Raw genomic sequence first — 17,807 nt, forward strand, 5'->3', positions numbered from 1 at the left:
CGTTCTGTCGCCCGGGGGCGGGACACCCGGCGGGGGGCCCCGGCCCCGGTCGTCGTCGCGCGGGTGGCCGGCGGCCGACAGGTCGCCGGCCACCCACGCGTGTCGGGTCAGATGCCGGTGGCTCTCGTGCAGGACGAGACCGGATCGAGGGTGAAGTCGAGTGTGTCGACGATGCCCGCCTCGATCCGCGTGCGCTGTGTCTGCGGCACCCAGGCGTCCTTGGCGACGATCACGTCGTAGCGGCCCTTCGGCAGCCACCACACGTACCGGCCCTGGGCGTCCGCGGTCAGGGTGTAGCCGGTAGTCGTCCCCACCCGGTTCACCCGGACCGTCGCCGCGACCCCGACGGTGACCCCGGCGCAGGTGACCCCGGTGACGGTGCCCTGGATCCTGCCCCAGCTGGCCGGCGGCGACACGTTCATCCGCACCGGTAGCGCGGAGACGCGGTACGGCGTGTCGGATGCGACGCCCAGCTCGCCGGAGTAGGTGCCCGGCTGGTCCACGCCGGCCGCGACAGTGGCGCTCATGGTGACGGTGACCGTTCGGGAGGCGCCCGCGGCCAGCGTGAAGGTGCCCGGTGTCGTGGCGAGCCAGGGAAGGTCCGCCTCCCCGTCGCACAGCTCCAGGCCGCTCAGCCGCTCACTCTCGGCGGAGCCCACGAAGGACGACGGCGAACCACCGATCTTGTACGCGCCGCAGGCGGCGGCGCCTCGGTACCTGCCGAACTGGACGTTTGGCAGGTCGCGCCAACCTCCGGCCACCGGGTCGTACGCGATGGTCCGGTTGGTCACCGTTGTCGACGCGGCCGTGACCCCGCCGGCCAGGACCAGGAGGTCCCCGGCCGCCGTGTACTGGGAACCCCAGAGGTCCAGCGGCAGGTTCGGCAGTGGGCGCCACGCGTCCGCCGCCGGGTCGTAGCGGTAGGCGTCGGTGTACTCGGTGCCGCCGGTGCCGCCGGCACAGTAGATCGCGCTGCCGATCCCGCCGCAGGAGAGCCAGGAGACCCGATGCGGGTAGGACGCGCCGGTGTGCAACGCGCCGGTCGCCGGGTCGAAGACGACGAGCCGGTCCGAGTCGGTGCAGTCGTTGTCCAGGCAGCCCCCGACCAGGTAGACCTTCCCACCGGTCACCGCGCCGCCGGCAGCCGCCGCCGGGAACGGGTTGGTCGCTCCGGCCACCGTGCTCCACCGTTCCGTGGCAGGGTCGAACACGTCCACCGAGGCGACCGTGTTGTCGTCGACTCCCCAGCCACCGAGGACGTACACCTTGCCGCCGACGGCCGCCGCGACCGGCTTGGCCCGCGCGGTCGGCAGGTCGGGCAGCGCGGCCCAGGCGTCCGTGTCGGGGTCGTAGCGCCACGCCTTGCCTTCCAGGCCGCTGCCACCGCCACCGCCGACGGAGTAGACCTTCCCGTCGAGGGTGGCCGCCGCGTTGTCGTAGACGCCGGCGGGCAGGTCGGCGATACCGGTCCACCCGTCCTGCGCCCGTGGCGCGGCCTCGGTTCCGGTCTCCGCCCCGCCGTACGCGGTACCCGTGCGGGCCTTGCTGATCCCCTTCATCCGTTGCTCCCGCAGCGGCGCACCGGCCCTGGACAGCAGGTCGAACCGCCCGCCGCGCTCCACCAGGTTGACGGCGGCCGGCGCGCTTCCGGTGTTGCGGACCGTCAGCTTCGTGGTCCGGGTGCTGCCGTACGACTGGTACGACTGGACGTTCGTGGGGGTGACGGTGAGTCTGCCGGCGGCCAGCGCGACGTCCAGCCGTCGGACCTCGTCGGCAGTCACCGTCGCCGTCTGCGTGGCCGCCTGGTACGGCGCACGGCTGGCCGTGAACCGGTGCGCCCCGGTCAGCCCGGAGAAGAGCCGATAGAAGCCGTCCGGCAGGGCCGGGTCGTCAGGTGTCGACGCCGACGTGCCACGGTCCGCCGGTCGGTCGGCGCTCACCACCGTGACCCCGTTGAGCGGGGTGCCGGTGTTGCGGTCGGTGGTCAGGCCGAGCACCAGACCGCCGGCTGCCGGCACGCAGTCGCGGTTGACCAGCTGCACGTCGTCCACCTGCCACCACCACGCGAAGGTGCCGTGGAAGCGGAACCGGACCTGCACGGCGGACGCCCCGGCAGCCGGATCCAGGGGCACCTCCTCGAGCAGCGGTCCACGTCGGCTGCTGGTCTGGTGCCACACCGTGGTCCAGGTGGTGCCGCCGTCGGTGGAGACGTCCACGTCGGCGGCATCGGTCACGCCGACCGCCCGCCAGTCGCTGTGGAACCGCAGCACCGGCGCGGGCGTGGAGCGCAGGTCGACGGTCGGGGTCACCAGGTCGGTGTCCTGGGTCCTACCGGAGCCGAGACGGTCGCTGTCGGCGATGGCGAAGGCGCCGCTGCCGCCGGTGAGGTTGCCCCGCTCACCGGCGTCGTCGAAGGTCCAGCCGCCGTCCCCGGTGCGGTCGCGGACCGACCAGCCGTCCGGCGCGGCGGCGCCGTCGAAGCTTTCGGCCAGGAGCGGCGTGCCGAAGCTGCCGGTGTAACCGGCCGCCGTGCAGGCGGTCTCGACAGGTACGGCGATGTCGGCCGGAACCGGCCCGTCGCCGGTGGCCACGTCCCGGGTGATCGTGCGGTAGCCGGGGTAGCGGGCGGTGACGGTGAGCCGGTACGTGGTGTCGCCCGGCACGGTGAACGAGTACCGCCCGGTGGCCGGGTCGGTGAACACCGGTCCGCCGGGACGGCCGGTGACCTCGATCCGGGCGTAGAGCGGCCAGCCGTGCCCGGAGCCGTCGGTGACCCGGCCGCTCACGGTGACCGACGGGTTCGCCGTCAGGGCGAAGTCCTCGGTGACCGTGCCGCCCTCGGTGACGGTGACGGTGGCCGTCCGCGCGGCGTACCCGTAGGCGCTGACGGTGACAGTGGCCGCGCCGGCCGGCACAGTGAGCGCGTACCGGCCGTCCGCGCCGGTGGTGGCGCTGCGGGTGCCGTCGCCGACTGTCGCGCCGGCGATCGGCTCGCCGTCAGCGGCGGCGGTGACCGTGCCGGTGATCCGCCCGACGGCGCCGCGCGGGGCGTCCCGCACCGCCGCGTACGCGTCCAGCCGGCCCTCGCCGAAGACGTTGTTGTCGGCGGCGGTACCTCCGCAGGCGGTGGCGTCGACGTCGCGGGCGGTCCGGTCCAGCAGCTCCTCGGTGGCGGTGACGTCACCCTTCAGGCTCGGCGCCGCCGACCAGAGCAGCGCGACGGTGCCGGAGACGTGCGGCGCGGCCATCGAGGTGCCGTCGAAGGCGGCGTAGGAGTCGCCCGGAACGCTGGAGCGCACGTTGCTGCCCGGTGCGGCGACGTTCGGCTTGTACGACAACGTGTCGGTGCCGCCACCCCGCCCGGAGAAGTCGGAGATCGCGTCGTGCACGTCGTACGAGCCGACCGCGTACGCGTTGGCGTTGTCTCCGGGTGAGCCGGCGCTGCCGCAGGCCGGGCCGTCGTTGCCCGCCGCGAAGACGCCGAAGATGCCGGCCGCCCGCCAGGCCGCGATGGTCTGCTGGAACCACGGGTCGCCGCCGGCGCCGCCCCAGGAGTTGTTGACCACGTCGGGGCGCAGGTCGGGGCGGGGGTTCTGGCCGTTCAGGTCGGTCGGTGCCAGCACCCACTGGCCGGCCGCGAGCAACGATGAGTCGGTGCAGGAGTCGGTCTCGCAGCCCTTCGCGGTGATCCACTTCGCGCCGGGTGCGACGCCGATCTGGTTGCCGGCGCGGTCGTCGCCGACCATCGTGCCCATGGTGTGCGTGCCGTGGCCGTTGTTGTCGCAGGGCGCGGCGCTCGGGCACACGCCCGCCGGGTCGTACCAGTTGTGGTTGTGGTCGAACGCGCCACCGCCGAGGTTGCCGCGGTACGCCCCCACCAGCGCCGGGTGGTCGTACTGGACGCCGCTGTCGATGTTGGCGACCACCATGCCCTCGCCACGGTCGGCGAACTCGCTCCACACCTGCGGGGCGTTGATGTTGGTGAGTCCCCACTCGGCGCCGTTGGCGGTGACGCGGCCGCCGGTGACCGGTTTCGGCCGGAGCAGGGGATAGCTGCGGCTGGGCTCGATCCGGGCCACCTCGGGTCGCTTGGCGATCTGGTCGAGCAGCGCCCGGTCACCTGTCACGCGCACGGCGTTGGCGATCCAGTACGTGGTGTACGGCGCCTTGCGGGTGGTGAGCAGCGAGCGCAGACCCTTCTGGGTGCGCCTGGCGGTCGTCGTGAGCAGCCGGCGCACCTCGCGCGCCCGATCGTCCGGGTCGCGCAGCTTCGCCGTCCGGCTCAGCGGCGCGGTGTCCCGCAGGTAGACCAGGAAGCTCGCGCTGCCCGACGTGCCGAGCTGGCCGAGCAGGCGCTGGTCCACGCGGGCCGGTGTCGGCCGGGGCGCGGGTCGGGCGGCCACCGCGGGCTGGGCGGTGAGGGCCAGCAGGGCCGCGCAGCACGCGACGGCCGTCCGCCAGAGAGCGGACCTCAGGGTTGATGGTCGGAGCACTGTTCCTCCCCACGTTGGGTCCCGACGGGTTCGGGACGGGCGCGCACCGCCGTGCACAGTGAACAACGCCGGTCAGTGCCTGGTCAGTGACGTGGCGTCATTCCGACCGTTGCGACGGGGCCCCGAAATGCATCGGCATCCGTCACTATCTTCGGGTGGTGGTAGCGGGTGGTGCGGGCGGAGTCGGCGGGCCCGGTGCGGAGGTCCCGATCGTCGTCTGCGTCAGTGCGGACGCCTCGGTGCGCGAGCGGGTGCTGCGGCAGCTCGACGGTCCGATAGTGACCTGCGCGGACCTGGCCCAGCTGCGGGCGATGCTGTTGCCACCGTCGGCAGGCGCGGCACCGGCCGTCGGACCGAGCACCATGCCGTCGCCGCAGGGGCGCATCAGCTGGGGTGAGCTGGTCGTCGACCGGGCCGGGCACGTGGTCACCTGGCGTGGCGATCCACTCCCGCTCACCCGTACCGAACGGGAGCTGCTCGCCCGGCTCGTCGGTCCACCGCTCGTGGTGTGGAGCCACGAGCAGCTCTTCGCCGCGGTCTGGGCCGGCACGTACCTCGGCGACACGGCGATCCTGCACTCCGCGATCAAGCGGCTCCGGCGCAAGCTGCACGGGTTGCCGGGTGGGCCGCGGGTGCACACCGTGCGCGGGGTCGGCTACCGGCTCGACCCGCCGCCCCGGCCGGCCTGATCTTCCGCCGTCACCCCGACCGCCGACCGCTGCCTCCGGTGCGGAGGACCGCCCGTGACACCATGGCCGGGTGAGCGGTGCTGTCCAGACGGGTTGGGCCCCGTCGAGCGATCCCCCCGCGCCGGCACCGACCCGGCGTGGGCGGCGCTGGCTGCTGGTCGCGACAGTGTTGTGGGCCGTGCTGCTGGCCGGCCTGGCCTGGATGTCGGTCCGCGACGACCCGCCGACGGTGCGCGAGCAGCGGTCCCTCGACAAGGCCGCCCCGGTGGTCGACCGGGCCGTCGGTGAGCTGGCCCGGGCCGCCGGCACGGCCGGGCTGCTGGAGCTGGGCCCGGTGCGGGTCGACGCCGGCTGCCGCGTCACCCCGTTCTCCGACGGCGCCGCGCTGCGGCGCGAGGTCGGCGTGCTCGCGCCCGCCGGCACCGAGCGCACCGTGCTCGCCGGCATCGCCGACCGGCTGCCGTCCACCTGGCGGGCCGGCGTCGGCCCCGGCCTTGACGGGCCGGAACTCCACGCCGACGCGGGCGAATTCGTCGCCGTCGAGGGACGACCGACCGGGGATGGCCGGCTCCGGTTGACAGTCGACACCGGCTGCCGGCCGCTGGGCGCCGGCTACGACCCGAAGCCGGCCACCGGCGCCGGCCCGGAGGCCGTTGCCCTGACGGCCGCCCTGACCGCGCTCGACCGGCCGGGCGACGCCGCGCCGGACCTGGTCACCGCGCCGTGCCCGGACGGTGCCGTGGCCCGTACCGCACGGTCCGCCGCCGGGCCGGGCCCGGCCACCGCCGGCGCGCTCGCCCCGCTGGCCGGGGACGCCCCACTGCTGGACAACCCCCCGGTGTACGCGTACCGCGCCGGCGACGTCACAGTGCTTGCCGAACTCGGCCCGGACACCGCACGGGTCGCCGCCACCGTCGGCTGCCCCGCCTGAGCCGGACGTCGGGCCCGGATCAGCGGCCCGTCTGCTGGTCCTGCGGGCCTCGGCTGCGACCCAACGCGTCCACGCGGCCCCAGCGGCCGGGAATGTCCAGCAGCTCCACCCGGCCCATGCCCGGTGGCACGGCCGGATCGATGATCAGGTGTTCGCCCTGCGGTTCCAGCCCCAGCATGACCCGCAGCAACAGCAGCGGCGTGCCGCTCGACCAGGCCTGCGGGCTGCACGCGGTCGGGTACTCCACCGGGTAGCCGGTGCGGCTACGGGCGTAGCCGGCGAACGCCTCCGGCAGCCGCCCGTCGAAGTAGCGGGACGCCGCGAGCATCGCGTCGCAGATCAGCCCGGCCTCCTCCCGGTAGCCGTACCGGCCCAGGCCCCAGGCGATGATCGAGTTGTCGAACGGCCACACGGTGCCCACGTGGTAGCCGATCGGGTTGTACCGGCCCTCGCCCTCGGCCAGGGTCCGCACGCCCCAGCCGGAGAAGAGCCGAGGCCCGAGCAGGTGGCCGACCACCTTGCCGGCTCGGGGCTCGTCCACGATCCCGCTCCACAACAGGTGCCCGATGTTCGACGTGAGCGCGTCCACCTGCCGGCCGTCGGCGTCCAGGGCGAGCGCGTAGTACTCCCGGTCGGCGATCCAGAAGTCGTGGTTGAACCGCTGCTTGAGCGCCGCCGCCTCCCGCTCCAGCCGGTCGGCGTACGCCGGGTCGTTCCAGATCTTCCGGGCCAGCCGCGCGGCCCGGATCTTCGCGTCGTACGCGTAGCCCTGCAGCTCGCAGGTGGCCCGGGGGAAGCCGGGCAGCCGGCCGTCGGCGTACGAGATGGCGTCCCAGGAGTCCTTCCAGCACTGGTTCTGCAGCCCGGTCTCGGGGTTGCGGGTGCGGTACCAGAGGTAGCCGGTGCCGAGAAGGTCGCCGTACGTGTCGATCCACTCAAGGGCCGCCCGGACGTGTGGCTCCAGCCGCTTGACCAGCGCGGTGTCGCCGGTCCAGCGCTCGTACTCGTCGATCAGGATGACGAACAGCGGCGTCGAGTCGGCCGACCCGTAGTACGGCGAGTGCGGCTGCTCCTCGAAACCGGCGGTCTCGCCGTACCGCAGCTCGTGCAGGATCTTGCCGGGCTCCTCGTCGCGGAAGTCGTCCACCCGGTGCCCCTGGAGACCGGCGAGCATGAGGATGGTCGCCGGGACCAGCTCCGGCAGGAACGGCAGCACCTGCAACGAGGTGATGATGCTGTCCCTACCGAACAGGGTCATGAACCACGGCAGCCCGGCGGCGATCAGCCGTGCGCCCAGGGCGATCGACTCGTAGCGCAGCGCTGCCAGGTCGTTGAGGCTCCGTCGGTACGCCCCGGCCAGCGGCTGGCAGTCACAGCCGAGCGTGGGCGCCCGGTCGATCAGCTCCTGCTGCTCGGCGCGGATGGCATCCGCGCCGCGGTTGCCCGCGAACGGCAGGGTGGCCCGGATGTCCTCCTCCCGCGCCCCGTAGACGACAGTGGAGACGTGCAGCCGGGTCGTCCACTCGCTGTTGCGCCCGATCCGGACCCGGAAGGTCATCCCGGCGGCGTCGACCTGCGCCGGCACCGTCGAGCGGACCACTGTCTCGCGGTGGAAGGCCTCCCGCCGGTACGTCAACCGCAGCTCGTCGTTGGTCACCCCGATGGTCGTCCGGCCGACCTTCTGCTGGGCGTGCTTGATCTCGAACAGGTCGGCGAAGTCGCTGCCCATCTCGACCCGGACGGTGAACTCGGCCTCCGCGCCGGAGTAGTTGAGGACGGTCAGCTCCTCCTCGAAGCCACCTCCGATCTCCCGCCGACGGATCATCGACACCTTGGCGTCGAGGTAGTGGGTGGGTTCGCCGGGCGCGAGAAAGAACGTGGTCCGGTACGACTCGCTGTCGTCCACGGAGAGGGCGTGCAGCCGCTCGCCGTCGAGGGTGAGCACCCAGCTCGACAGGAATCGCGTGTCGAAGGAGAACAGCCCGGTCGGGAAGTCGAAGGACGGTTCGATGTCTCCGCGGTGGTCGGTGACCAGGAAGGTGTTGCCGTCCAGGATGCTGACGAGATCCTTCACGACCGCCGTCCGGCTGCCTGTCGGGCCACCTCGCGCGGGTCACGGGTGCCCGGCGGGTTCGGGAAGAAGCGGCGGAAGGCCAGGAAGAGCACCACGTCACCGCTGAAGGTGCTCTCGTTGCGCAGGACCGCGGCGAGTCCCTGTGCCTCGCCGGTGATCAGCCTGTCGAACAGGGCCGCGCTGCTGTACCAGATGGCGTCGGCCGGGCCCCGCTCACGGCTGGCCTGGACCGCTCCCGGCCGCATCCGGACCAGCCAGTGTTCGGTCTGGTGGTCGATGCCGAGATCGATCTGCAGGGTCCCCGTGGCCAGGCCGCCCAGGATCGTGGGCGCACGCGTCGGCAGCGATTCGAAGAACCTCTCCGTCGCCTCGGTCACAGTCGAATCGTAGGCAGCTGTCCGAGATGTCGGGTCGGTATCCGGAGTCCGCCCATGCCCTCGCCCCGCGGCGTGCCGGTGGTCAGTAGACGAGCGCCTGCGCGCCCTCGGCCAACGCCTCCTCGACGAAGACCGCGGCGCCCGCGATCCGCACACCGGGCAGTACGTCGTCCGGGCCGATCTCCCGCCGGGCCGCGCACTGCGTGCAGGCGGTCACCCGGGCGCTGGTCAGGATGACGTGCAGCAGCTCGGCCAGCGGCGCGGAGTGCGGCAGCTCGAACTCCTGGGCGCGGCCGGGCAGCGCGAACCAGGTCGACTCCCCGGTCAGCCAGAGCGACACGTCCACGCCGGCCGCGACAGCCGTGGCGGCGACAGTGAACGCCTGCGCGCACCGCTCCGGGGCGTCCATCCCAGCGGTGACCTTGACGACGAGAGAGCGGGCCATGGGGCCCAGCATAGGATGGTCACGATGGTTACCGAGATCGGGTTCGTCAGCCTGCTGGTCGCCGGCCTGGGCGGGCTCGCTGGCGGCCTGGTCTACCTGGCAGTGAAGATTTCGAGGGGACGTTGGTGAGCGCGAGGAGTGAGCCGGGTCTGCGAGCCCCGCAGTCGCGAACGAAGGTGGAACGGTGAGCGACGAGAACCCGCTGCAGCCGCCGTGGCTGAACGCGCCGCCGGTCGAGGAGTACCCGTTCGAGGAGAGTCACGACCTGCGGGTCGGCCCGAAGCTGCACCCGGCGCTGGACGGCCTGTTGCCGTACATCGGTCTGTGGCGTGGCCGGGGCAAGGGTGGCTTCCCCACGATCGAGGACTTCGACTACGCGCAGGAGATCCGGATCAGCCACGACGGCCGGCCGTTCCTGCACTACGAGTCGCGCGCCTGGATCCTCGACGAGCAGAGCCGGCCCGTCCGCCCCGCCGGGCGTGAGGTCGGCTGGTGGCGGCCGGTCATGGTGGACGGCCGGGCCACCGACGAGCTGGAGGCGCTGCTGAGCACACCGACCGGGGTGATGGAGCTGCACCTCGGCAAGCGCACCGGCACCCAGGTCGAGTTCGCCACCGACGCGGTGGTGCGGACGGCGACCGCCAAGGAGGTCACCGGCGGGCACCGCCTCTTCGGCATCGTCGAGGGCGCGCTGCTGTACGCCCAGGAGATGGCGGCGATGGGCCACCCCCTCAGCCCGCACCTCTCCGCCCGGCTCGTCCGGGTGGGCGGCTGACGCTTCAGTCGACGGGGAAACCCAGCAGTTCGTGCAGGGCGGGGGTACGCGGGCAGCGGTCCCGGCGTACCCCGTCCAGCATCCGGACCTCGGCGATTCCGCGTATCGACGAGCTGAACCAGACGCCGTCGGCGGCGTGCAGCTCGGCCGGGGTCACCATCCGTTCTGCGCCGTCGAGGCCCAGCTCGTGGGCGTGGGCGAGCAGCCAGGCGACGGTCGTGCCGGGCAGGATGCCGGTGGTGGCGGCGGGCACCGTGCAGATCGTGTCCCCGGTGAGCCACACCACGTTGGCGATGGGCCCCTCCAGGGCGTACCCGTCGGACGAGACCCAGAGCACGTCGTCCACCCCGTTGGCGCGCGCCCAGCGGCGGGCGGCGCTGTTGACCGCGTACGACGTGGATTTGATCCCGGCCGGCAGCCAGTCCAGGCCGGTACGCGCGGCGGCGGGCACCCCCAGCGGCAGGAGGGCCACGGCGATCCCGTTCCGTCGGGCCGCCAGCGACGACGCCGGCACCGCGGTCAGCGTGGCGTAGACGGTCGGCGGGCCACCGGCCTCCGAGCCGCGGGTGCAGACCAGCCGCAGCGCGCCCTCCACCTGCGCCGGCCAGCCCGCGAGCACCGAGTCGAGCAGATCGGTAAGTGCGTCGGTGGGGGGCAGGTCCAGGTCGACGGCCGCCGCCGCCCTGGCCATCCGGGCCAGGTGCTCGTCGCGCAGCCACGGCCGCCCCTGGCGCAGGTGCATCGACTCGAAGAGCCCGTCGCCGTGCAGGACGCCCAGGTCGTCGCCGCGCAGCAGGGGTTCGTCCGCCGGGATCAGGCCGCGCCCCAGCACCGCGATCCGCGCGCTCGGCCTGGCCGGGACACTGCCCGCGGACGACGTCACCATGACCGCCGAGCGTAGCGGCCGTCGGGCGCGCGCAGGAGGTCGGCGCGATCGCCGAACTATGATCGGATGGTGTCCGAATCCTCCCTCGCGGAAATGCTCCGGGCCCGTGGGCTGCGGCTGACGGCCCAGCGGCAGCTCGTCCTCCAGGCGGTGCTCGATCTGGGCCACGCCACACCGGAGCAGGTGCACACCGCGGTCCGGGAGGTCGCCGCCGGCGTCAACATCACCACCATCTACCGCACGCTGGAGCTGCTGGAACGGCTCGGCCTGGTGACCCACACCCACCTCTCGCACGGTTCGCCGACCTACCACGCGGCGGGTGAGCACCAACACGTCCACCTGGTCTGCCGGGAGTGCGGCGCGATCGACGAGATCGATCCGGAGCTGCTCCGACCGCTGGCCGAGCAGTTGGCCGAGCAGCGGGGTTTCCGGGTGGACATCGGGCACGTGTCACTCTTCGGCGTCTGCGACCGCTGCGAGAACGGGGATCAAACATGATCGACATCGCGGGCGCGGTGGCCGTCGAGAGCATCGACGAGGCCAGCCGTGACCAGCCGGACCCGGCGCACGTCGCGGCCGGGGTGCGGGGGGTGGCCGCGCACTACGGCGACCCGCTGCGCGAGCAGCGCGTCCTGGACACCGCTGTCGGCCTGGTCGACAGGTCGCACCGGGGGATCATCGCGGTGCCCGGCGAGGAGCGGGCCGGCTGGCTGCACACGATCACCTCGCAGCACCTGAGCACGCTGGCCGCCGGCGAGGGCACGGAGCTGCTGGTGCTCTCCCCGCACGGGCACGTCGAGCAGCACGCCCTGGTCGCCGAGGACGGCGAGACCACCTGGCTGGACACCGAGCCGGGGGCGACCGAGGGCCTGCTCGCGTACCTGGAGAAGATGCGGTTCTTCAGCAAGGTCGACCCCCGCGACGCCACCGCCGAGCGGGCACTGCTGTCGCTGGTCGGGCCGGCGGCGTCGGAGGCCCTGGGCACGCTCGGCGTGACCGGGCTGGCCGCGCCGGACCTGGTGCCGGTGCCGGGTCCGAAGTTCGCCGCCGGGGCCGTGCCGCCCCGAGCGGGCATCCGGTACGACGTCCGACCGCTGCCGATGGGCGGCTGGGCGCGACGTGGCGTCCTCGGGGTGGACCTGCTGGTTCCCCGTTCGGCGATGGAGCAGGTGGTCGCCGAGCTGCGTGGGGCGGGCGTGCCGGTCGCCGGCCTCTGGGCGTACGAGGCGATCCGGGTCGCCGCCCGGCAGCCGCGGGTCGGGGTGGACACCGACCACCGGACCATTCCGGCCGAGGTGGACCTCATCGGCCCGGCGGTGCACCTGGACAAGGGCTGCTACCGGGGCCAGGAGACGGTGGCCCGCGTACACAACATGGGTCGGCCCCCGCGCCGCCTGGTGCTGCTGCACCTGGACGGGGTGACCACCGACCAGCCGCCGACAGCCGGTACGCCGGTGACCCTCGACGGGCGGGCGGTGGGCTTCGTGGGGACCGCCGTGCTGCACCACGAACTGGGTCAGGTCGCTCTCGCGGTGCTGAAGCGGAACGTTCCGGACGACGCCCCGCTGATGATCGGCGAGACCGCGGCGGCGATCGACCCGTCCTGAGCGGGGCGTCTAGGATCGCCGGCATGACGACAGGGACGTTGATCACGGTGGCCCCGACCGGCGCGGAGTCGGCCAAGGCGGAGGTGCCGGCGCTGCCGGTGACCCTGGACGAGCTGCTGCTCACCGCCAAGGAGTGCGAGGCGCTCGGCGCCGCCGTGATCCACGTCCACATCCGTGACGACGAGGCCCGGCCCACCCTCGACCCGGCCCGGCTGGCCGAGACGGTGGCGGCGCTGCGGGAGAGCACCGACCTGATCGTGCAGCTTTCCTCCGGCGGCGCGGTGACCGACCCGGAGGCGTCCCGGCTCGCCGTGCTCGACGCGCGTCCGGACATGGCCTCCTGCACCATGGGCACCGTCAACTTCGGCGACGACGTCTTCCTCAACCGCTGGGAGTTCATCGTCGACCTGCACACCCGGATGCAGGAGCGCGGCATCGTGCCGGAGTACGAGATCTTCGACCTCGGCCACCTGTCCGCGTTGCAGCGGCTCCTCGGCAAGTACGGCCTGCCGGCGGGCGGGCACGTGCACGTCGACTTCGTGATGGGGGTGCCGGGCGGCATGCCGGGCACCACCGAGACGCTTGTCGCCGCCCACCGGATGCTGGCGGACCTGCCGGCGGGCACCACCTTCTCGGCCACCGGCATCGGTCGGAGCACGCTCCCGGTGCTGCTGGCGTCGCTGTCGACCGGCGGGCACCTGCGGGTCGGCATGGAGGACACGGTGACGTACGCCAAGGGTCGGCCGGTCGAGTCCAACATGCAGTTGGTCGCCCGCGCGGTCGGCTTCGCGCAACTCGCCCAGCGTCCGCCGCTGACCACCACCGAGGCCCGCGCGCTGCTCGGGCTGTAAGGCCGGCAACCTCCCGCGCCCCTGTCACCCGGGCGATGGACGACCTGGTCACCCCGCCGACGGGCGGTCCAGCCTCCTGGGTACCGTCCAGCACGTGGGAAAGACGTACGAGGGCGGCGTGCCGCTCGCCGAGGTGGTCCGGTCCGGGTTCGTGGAGGGCGCGCACCGCGGCTCGGTGGTGGTGCTGGACGCCGCCGGGGTGCCGTTGGCGACCGCCGGGGACGTGACCGCGCCGATCTTTCCGCGCTCGGCCAGCAAGCCGATGCAGACGATCGGGATGCTCCGCGCCGGCCTGCCGCTGACCGATCCGGCCGACCTGGCGTTGGTCTCGGCCAGCCACGCGGGGGAGGACTTCCACCTGGCCCGGGTCGGCGCGCTCCTTCACCGGGCCGGGTTGGACGCTTCGGCGCTGCACTGCCCGCCCGACCTGCCGGTGGGTGCGGCGGCCCGCGAGGCGGTGCTGCGGGCCGGGGGCGGGCCGAGCCGGGTGCAGATGAACTGCTCCGGCAAGCACAGTGGAATGCTGCTGACCTGCGAGGCCGCCGGGTGGCCGCAGGACGGCTACTGGCGGCCGGAGCACCCGTTGCAGCAGGGTTTGCGGGCCTCCATCGAGGAGTTCACCGGTGAGCAGGCGGCGGCGGTGGGGGTCGACGGTTGTGGTGCCCCGGTGCTGGCGGTGTCGCTGACCGGCCTGGCCGGGGCGTTCCTCCGGCTGGTCGACGCCGAGCCGGGCTCGGTGCCGCGCACGGTGGCCGACGCGATGCGGGCGCACCCGGAGATCGTCGGTGGCACGCAGGCCGACGACACCCGGCTGATGCGCGGTGTCCCGGGCCTGCTGGCCAAGGTCGGCGCCGAGGGCGTGTTCGCGGTGGGGCTGCCGGGCGTCGGCGCGGTGGCTCTGAAGATCGACGATGGGGCCGACCGGGCCCGGATGCCGGTGCTGGTCTCCGCGCTGCGCCGGCTCGGCGTGGACGCCCCGGTGCTGACCGAGTACGCCGAGGTCCCGCTCTTCGGCGGCGGCCTCCCGGTAGGCGCGGTCCGCCCGCTCTGGTAACCCGCCCCCACCCCGTTGATCATGAAGTTATCGCCATGACACGCCGACGTGGGTGGCAATAACTTCATGATCGACGGGGTGGGTGGCGCCAGGCGCGGTCGGGGTTTGTGTTCAGGTCAGGAACGCGAGCAGGGCGGTGCTGACCGGCTCCGGACGTTCCAGCGGCAACAGGTGTGCGGCGTCCGGCACGTCCGGCAGCCGTACCGCGCCGGGGACCTCGGCGGCGATCCGGTCGGCGAGGCGGCTGATGTCCGGCACGTCGGCGGCGCCGGCGGTGACCAGGACGGGCACCCGCAGCTCACCGAGGCGGCCGATGGCCGGAGGCGTCAGCTCGCCCACCTCGACCGCACCGAGCGCCAACTCGGCGGCCAGGGCCCGCTGGTCCATCTCCTGCGCGAACGCCAGCAGTCCGGGGTCGACGTCGGCCGGCTGGCGGCCGGGCCCGACCACCCAGAACCGCACCTCGCCGGCCGCCCCGGCGACGAAGTCGTCCGGGTCGACCTCGCCGACCAGGTCGTCCCAGAGGTCGTTGGCCTCCTCGGACCACTCGTTGCCGGAGACCGCCGTGTCGAAGAGGGCCAGCGCGCTCACCCGGTCCGGATGCGCGAGCGCGGTGTCGACGGCGACCGACCCACCGAAGGAGCAGCCGACCAGCGCGGCCCGGGGCAGGTCGAGGGCGTCCAGCAGGCCGGCCACGTCGTCGTGGTGCGCGAACGGCGTCGGAGGCAGCTCCGAGTCTCCGTACCCGCGCAGGTCCGGGACGATCACCCGGTGCCGGGCGGCGAGCGCGGGCACGACGCCCCGCCACATCCGCCGGTCGGCGATGCCGGCGTGCAGCAGTACGACTGGCGAACCGGTGCCGACCTCGTCGTACGCGAGAAGTGCTCCGTTGACTGTGATCTTGTCCACCAACGGACCGTACGGATCCGGCGAGCGGCGCGCAAACGTGGTGCTGAGACCTTGCTAACTTTGGCAAGCATTTCGCTTGCAGGAGCTAGCACGCGGCACTAGCGTCGGGGTCATGGCCACACCCAAGGACCTTCCCGACGTCGGCGGGTTCATCCGCGATCTGCGGCGCAACGCCAAGATCTCGCTGCGTCAGCTCGCCGAGCAGGCGGGGGTCAGCAACCCGTACCTCAGTCAGATCGAGCGCGGGCTGCGCAAGCCCAGCGCCGAGGTGCTCCAGCAACTGGCCAGCGCGCTGCGGGTCTCGACCCCGGCGATGTACCTGCGGGCCGGGCTGCTCGACGACAAGGAGGGCCACGGTGTGCTCGCCGCCATCGCGGTGGACACCGACCTCACGATGGCCCAGAAGCAGTCGCTCAGCCAGATCTACGAGACGTTCCGCCGGGAGAACGCCCGGCTCTCCGAGGCCCAGGCCGCCGCCGCGACCACCCCGACCGACGTCGCCGACGAGCCGGCCGACGTGGCCAACCTGGCAGCCACCGGCCCCACCACCGCGGGCGGCACCCCGACCGAGGCCGTGCTCGAGTCGGTCGCCGTCACCGAGGCGGGCACCGCACCCGCCCCGGGCAGCAGCACCAGCACCCCCGAGAAGCGCAGCACCCCCGAAGAGAAGGCCGCCGGACCGGCGGTCCGGAAGGCCGCCGAGGCGGCCGAGGAGGAGACGTCATGACCGAGCCGAAGACCAACCGCATCCCCGCCCCGATCTACGCCGCCGCCGGTGCCGCCGAACTGGCCATCGAGCAGCTGCGCAAGCTGCCCGCGACCGTCGGCCTCCACGGCACCCGGGTCGTCGCCGACCTCGGCGGCCGGGCGGTGCTGACCGGCTTCGAGCTGCGCCAGAAGGCCACCGAGACGCTGCGTACCGCCAACGAGACCGCCGAGACCCTGCGCGGTCGCGCGCAGGCCGAGCTGGACCTCGCCAAGCTGCGCGAGTCGGCCGACCTGGCCAAGCTCCGCGAGGTCGCCGACATCGACAAGTTGCGGGCCGCCGCGACCCGCAACGCCGCCGTGGTGATCGCCGGTGCCCAGGCCGCGCAGGAGCGGGCGTTCGCCGCTTACGGCGCGCTGGTGGCCCGTGGCGAGCGGGTCGTCGGCGCCGGCGTGCTGGAGGCCGCCGAGACGGTCAACGCCGACATCGAGGCCACCCAGGCCGCGCCGGCCGCGGCCGAGGCGACGGCCCCGACGGCTGCGACCGCCCCGACGGCTCCGGCCTCGACGCCGGCCCCGGCCGAGGTGCCGAGCCCGGCCGAGGTGGCCGAGATCGCCGAGGCCAAGCCGGCAGCCGTCAAGAAGGCCGCCCGGGCGAAGGCCGCCAAGCCGGCAGCCGAGACCCCGTCGGCCAAGCTGCCCCGGGCCACCAAGCGGACCCGCCCGGCGGCCGAGTAGTTCGTCAGGTCGGCGATCCCGACGGCGTCCTTGACGGACGTAGTCGGGATCGCCGACATAAACTTGCCGGCATGGCCACCGCCGCGCCGATCTTCGCGTTCGAAGTCCGTTACGTGATCGAGCTGATCCTGCTCGTCTTCGCGTTGATCATCCAGGGTGTCGCGTTGGTGCATGCCATCACGCAGCGCTCCGACGCATTCTCCGCCATCGGGACGCTGCCCAAGGGCGGCTGGATCGCCATCCTGGCGGTCTGCCTCGTGCTGATCCTGCTCAGTCGCGGTCCGATCAGCCTCTTCGGACTGATCGGCATCGCCGCCGCGCTCATCTACCTGCTCGACGTGCGGGTCGGTCTCCGCGACCTCAGCGACGGCAAAGGGTTCTGGTGAGAGGTTTCCGCTGGCCCCCTCCACCGGACAGCGGCCCCCGCACCTGGGGGCCGGGCCCGGGCGGGCCGCGTACCGGCCGGCCCGCTCTGCCGGAGCCGGAGACGGAACTGGTCGCCACCCCGCACGGCGTGCAGCTGGAGCGCCTGGTCACCGGCGTCGGTGATCCGGTCACCGTCTTCGCGCACGGGCTGGGCAACGGGATCGCCACGACGCGACCGTTCGGCAGCGGGGTGGCCGGTCGTCGGCTGTTCTTCCAGTTCCGGGGGCACGGCCGCTCCGAGGCGCCGCCCGGCCCGTGGACCTACCTCGACCTGGCCCGCGACCTGCGGGCCATCGCCGATCTCGGTGGCGCCAGCCGCGCTTTCGGGGCGAGCCTCGGCGCGGGCGCGCTCTGTGCCCTGCTGGCCGAGAGCCCGGAGCGCTTCGAGAAACTGGTGTTCTTCCTGCCGGCGGTGCTCGACCAGCCCCGTGGGCCGGTCGCCTGGGAACGTGTCAGCGCCCTGCTGGAGGCCGTCGAGAGCGGTGACGCCTCGGCCGTCGCCGACGTCGTCTCACTGGAACTACCGGTGGCGGTCCGCAACACGCCGGCCGGCTGGGCGTACCTGCGGCAGCGGCTCGACCAACTGCTCCGCGACGGTCTGGCCGACGGCCTGGCCACCCTGGCGGATCAGGTGCCGCTGAGCGACGCCACCGCCCTGGCGGCGGTCACCGCGCCGGCCCTGGTGATCGGCTGCGCCGGCGACGACCTGCATCCGGTCGAGGTCGCCGAGCAGCTCGCCGCCGCGCTGCCCCAGGCCACCCTGCACGTGTACGACAGGCCGGGCGTTCTCTGGTCGGAACGCGCCGATCTGCGCGGGCGCATCTCCGGCTTCCTCAACGAGTAACGT

The 17,807-nt window shown here is 73.4% G+C and carries 18 protein-coding genes; 12 read left to right on the forward strand and 6 right to left on the reverse strand.

Features of this window, described 5'->3' with window-relative positions:
- Window positions 1–107 precede the first annotated feature (107 nt).
- Entirely contained in the window at window positions 108–4,493 is a 4,386-nt protein-coding gene (locus AB0B39_RS20070) for a S8 family serine peptidase (protein WP_357575021.1), read from the reverse strand.
- A 209-nt stretch (window positions 4,494–4,702) separates the two neighbouring features.
- Between AB0B39_RS20070 and AB0B39_RS20075 the strand changes: the two genes are divergently transcribed.
- Both AB0B39_RS20075 and AB0B39_RS20080 read left to right on the forward strand, forming a co-directional pair.
- Window positions 4,703–5,182, forward strand: coding sequence for a winged helix-turn-helix domain-containing protein (locus AB0B39_RS20075; RefSeq protein ID WP_357494977.1), 480 nt, complete (start codon window positions 4,703–4,705; stop codon window positions 5,180–5,182).
- Window positions 5,183–5,348: 166 nt separating this feature from the next.
- Entirely contained in the window at window positions 5,349–6,113 is a 765-nt protein-coding gene (locus AB0B39_RS20080) for a hypothetical protein (protein ID WP_357494975.1), read from the forward strand.
- Window positions 6,114–6,132: 19 nt separating this feature from the next.
- On the opposite strand, the gene AB0B39_RS20085 is transcribed toward AB0B39_RS20080, so the two are convergent.
- From AB0B39_RS20085 to AB0B39_RS20095, 3 genes are all read right to left on the reverse strand, one after another.
- Window positions 6,133–8,187 carry a glycogen debranching N-terminal domain-containing protein gene (locus AB0B39_RS20085; protein ID WP_357494783.1) on the reverse strand — a complete coding sequence of 685 codons (2,055 nt, stop codon included), beginning with the start codon at window positions 8,185–8,187 and terminating at the stop codon, window positions 6,133–6,135.
- Window positions 8,184–8,564, reverse strand: coding sequence for an SCP2 sterol-binding domain-containing protein (locus tag AB0B39_RS20090; protein WP_357494781.1), 381 nt, complete (start codon window positions 8,562–8,564; stop codon window positions 8,184–8,186). Before AB0B39_RS20090 ends, AB0B39_RS20085 begins: the two co-directional genes overlap by 4 nt.
- An 82-nt stretch (window positions 8,565–8,646) precedes the next feature.
- Window positions 8,647–9,021: a DsrE family protein gene (locus AB0B39_RS20095; RefSeq protein WP_357575022.1), complete on the reverse strand. Its 375-nt coding sequence runs from the start codon at window positions 9,019–9,021 to the stop codon at window positions 8,647–8,649.
- Between the two features lie 12 nt (window positions 9,022–9,033).
- Between AB0B39_RS20095 and mtfM the strand changes: the two genes are divergently transcribed.
- Window positions 9,034–9,138 (forward strand): small membrane protein MtfM, encoded by a 105-nt coding sequence (gene mtfM / locus AB0B39_RS20100; protein WP_305076120.1) that lies wholly within the window; start codon window positions 9,034–9,036, stop codon window positions 9,136–9,138.
- Between the two features lie 55 nt (window positions 9,139–9,193).
- Window positions 9,194–9,784: an FABP family protein gene (locus AB0B39_RS20105; RefSeq protein WP_357494777.1), complete on the forward strand. Its 591-nt coding sequence runs from the start codon at window positions 9,194–9,196 to the stop codon at window positions 9,782–9,784.
- 4 nt (window positions 9,785–9,788) lie between these two features.
- Here the strand turns inward: AB0B39_RS20105 and AB0B39_RS20110 are convergent, their stop codons facing one another.
- Window positions 9,789–10,670 (reverse strand): aminotransferase class IV, encoded by an 882-nt coding sequence (locus AB0B39_RS20110; RefSeq protein ID WP_357575023.1) that lies wholly within the window; start codon window positions 10,668–10,670, stop codon window positions 9,789–9,791.
- A 66-nt stretch (window positions 10,671–10,736) separates the two neighbouring features.
- Between AB0B39_RS20110 and AB0B39_RS20115 the strand changes: the two genes are divergently transcribed.
- The 4 genes from AB0B39_RS20115 (at window position 10,737) to AB0B39_RS20130 (ending at window position 14,182) form a co-directional block, all read left to right on the forward strand.
- Window positions 10,737–11,168: a Fur family transcriptional regulator gene (locus tag AB0B39_RS20115; RefSeq protein WP_357494773.1), complete on the forward strand. Its 432-nt coding sequence runs from the start codon at window positions 10,737–10,739 to the stop codon at window positions 11,166–11,168.
- On the forward strand, window positions 11,165–12,277 hold the full coding sequence (locus AB0B39_RS20120; RefSeq protein WP_357494771.1) for a folate-binding protein: 1,113 nt from the start codon (window positions 11,165–11,167) through the stop codon (window positions 12,275–12,277). The genes AB0B39_RS20115 and AB0B39_RS20120 overlap by 4 nt, the downstream gene beginning before the upstream one ends.
- A gap of 23 nt (window positions 12,278–12,300) precedes the next feature.
- Complete coding sequence (locus AB0B39_RS20125) at window positions 12,301–13,128, forward strand: 3-keto-5-aminohexanoate cleavage protein (protein WP_357494769.1); 828 nt, start codon at window positions 12,301–12,303, stop codon at window positions 13,126–13,128.
- 94 nt (window positions 13,129–13,222) lie between these two features.
- Window positions 13,223–14,182: an asparaginase gene (locus AB0B39_RS20130; RefSeq protein WP_357494767.1), complete on the forward strand. Its 960-nt coding sequence runs from the start codon at window positions 13,223–13,225 to the stop codon at window positions 14,180–14,182.
- Between the two features lie 111 nt (window positions 14,183–14,293).
- Here AB0B39_RS20130 and AB0B39_RS20135 read toward each other — a convergent pair whose 3' ends face one another.
- Complete coding sequence (locus AB0B39_RS20135) at window positions 14,294–15,091, reverse strand: alpha/beta hydrolase (RefSeq protein WP_357575024.1); 798 nt, start codon at window positions 15,089–15,091, stop codon at window positions 14,294–14,296.
- A gap of 112 nt (window positions 15,092–15,203) precedes the next feature.
- On the opposite strand from AB0B39_RS20135, the gene AB0B39_RS20140 reads away from it, so the two are divergent.
- From AB0B39_RS20140 to AB0B39_RS20155, 4 genes are all read left to right on the forward strand, one after another.
- Entirely contained in the window at window positions 15,204–15,818 is a 615-nt protein-coding gene (locus tag AB0B39_RS20140) for a helix-turn-helix transcriptional regulator (RefSeq protein WP_357575025.1), read from the forward strand.
- Entirely contained in the window at window positions 15,815–16,534 is a 720-nt protein-coding gene (locus AB0B39_RS20145; RefSeq protein WP_357575026.1) for a hypothetical protein, read from the forward strand. Before AB0B39_RS20140 ends, AB0B39_RS20145 begins: the two co-directional genes overlap by 4 nt.
- A 71-nt stretch (window positions 16,535–16,605) precedes the next feature.
- Complete coding sequence (locus AB0B39_RS20150; protein ID WP_234582317.1) at window positions 16,606–16,920, forward strand: DUF2516 family protein; 315 nt, start codon at window positions 16,606–16,608, stop codon at window positions 16,918–16,920.
- Window positions 16,917–17,804: an alpha/beta hydrolase gene (locus tag AB0B39_RS20155; RefSeq protein ID WP_234582318.1), complete on the forward strand. Its 888-nt coding sequence runs from the start codon at window positions 16,917–16,919 to the stop codon at window positions 17,802–17,804. The genes AB0B39_RS20150 and AB0B39_RS20155 overlap by 4 nt, the downstream gene beginning before the upstream one ends.
- Window positions 17,805–17,807 lie beyond the last annotated feature (3 nt).

It is taken from the genome of Micromonospora sp. NPDC049114 (assembly GCF_040648635.1).
GTDB lineage: Bacteria > Actinomycetota > Actinomycetes > Mycobacteriales > Micromonosporaceae > Micromonospora.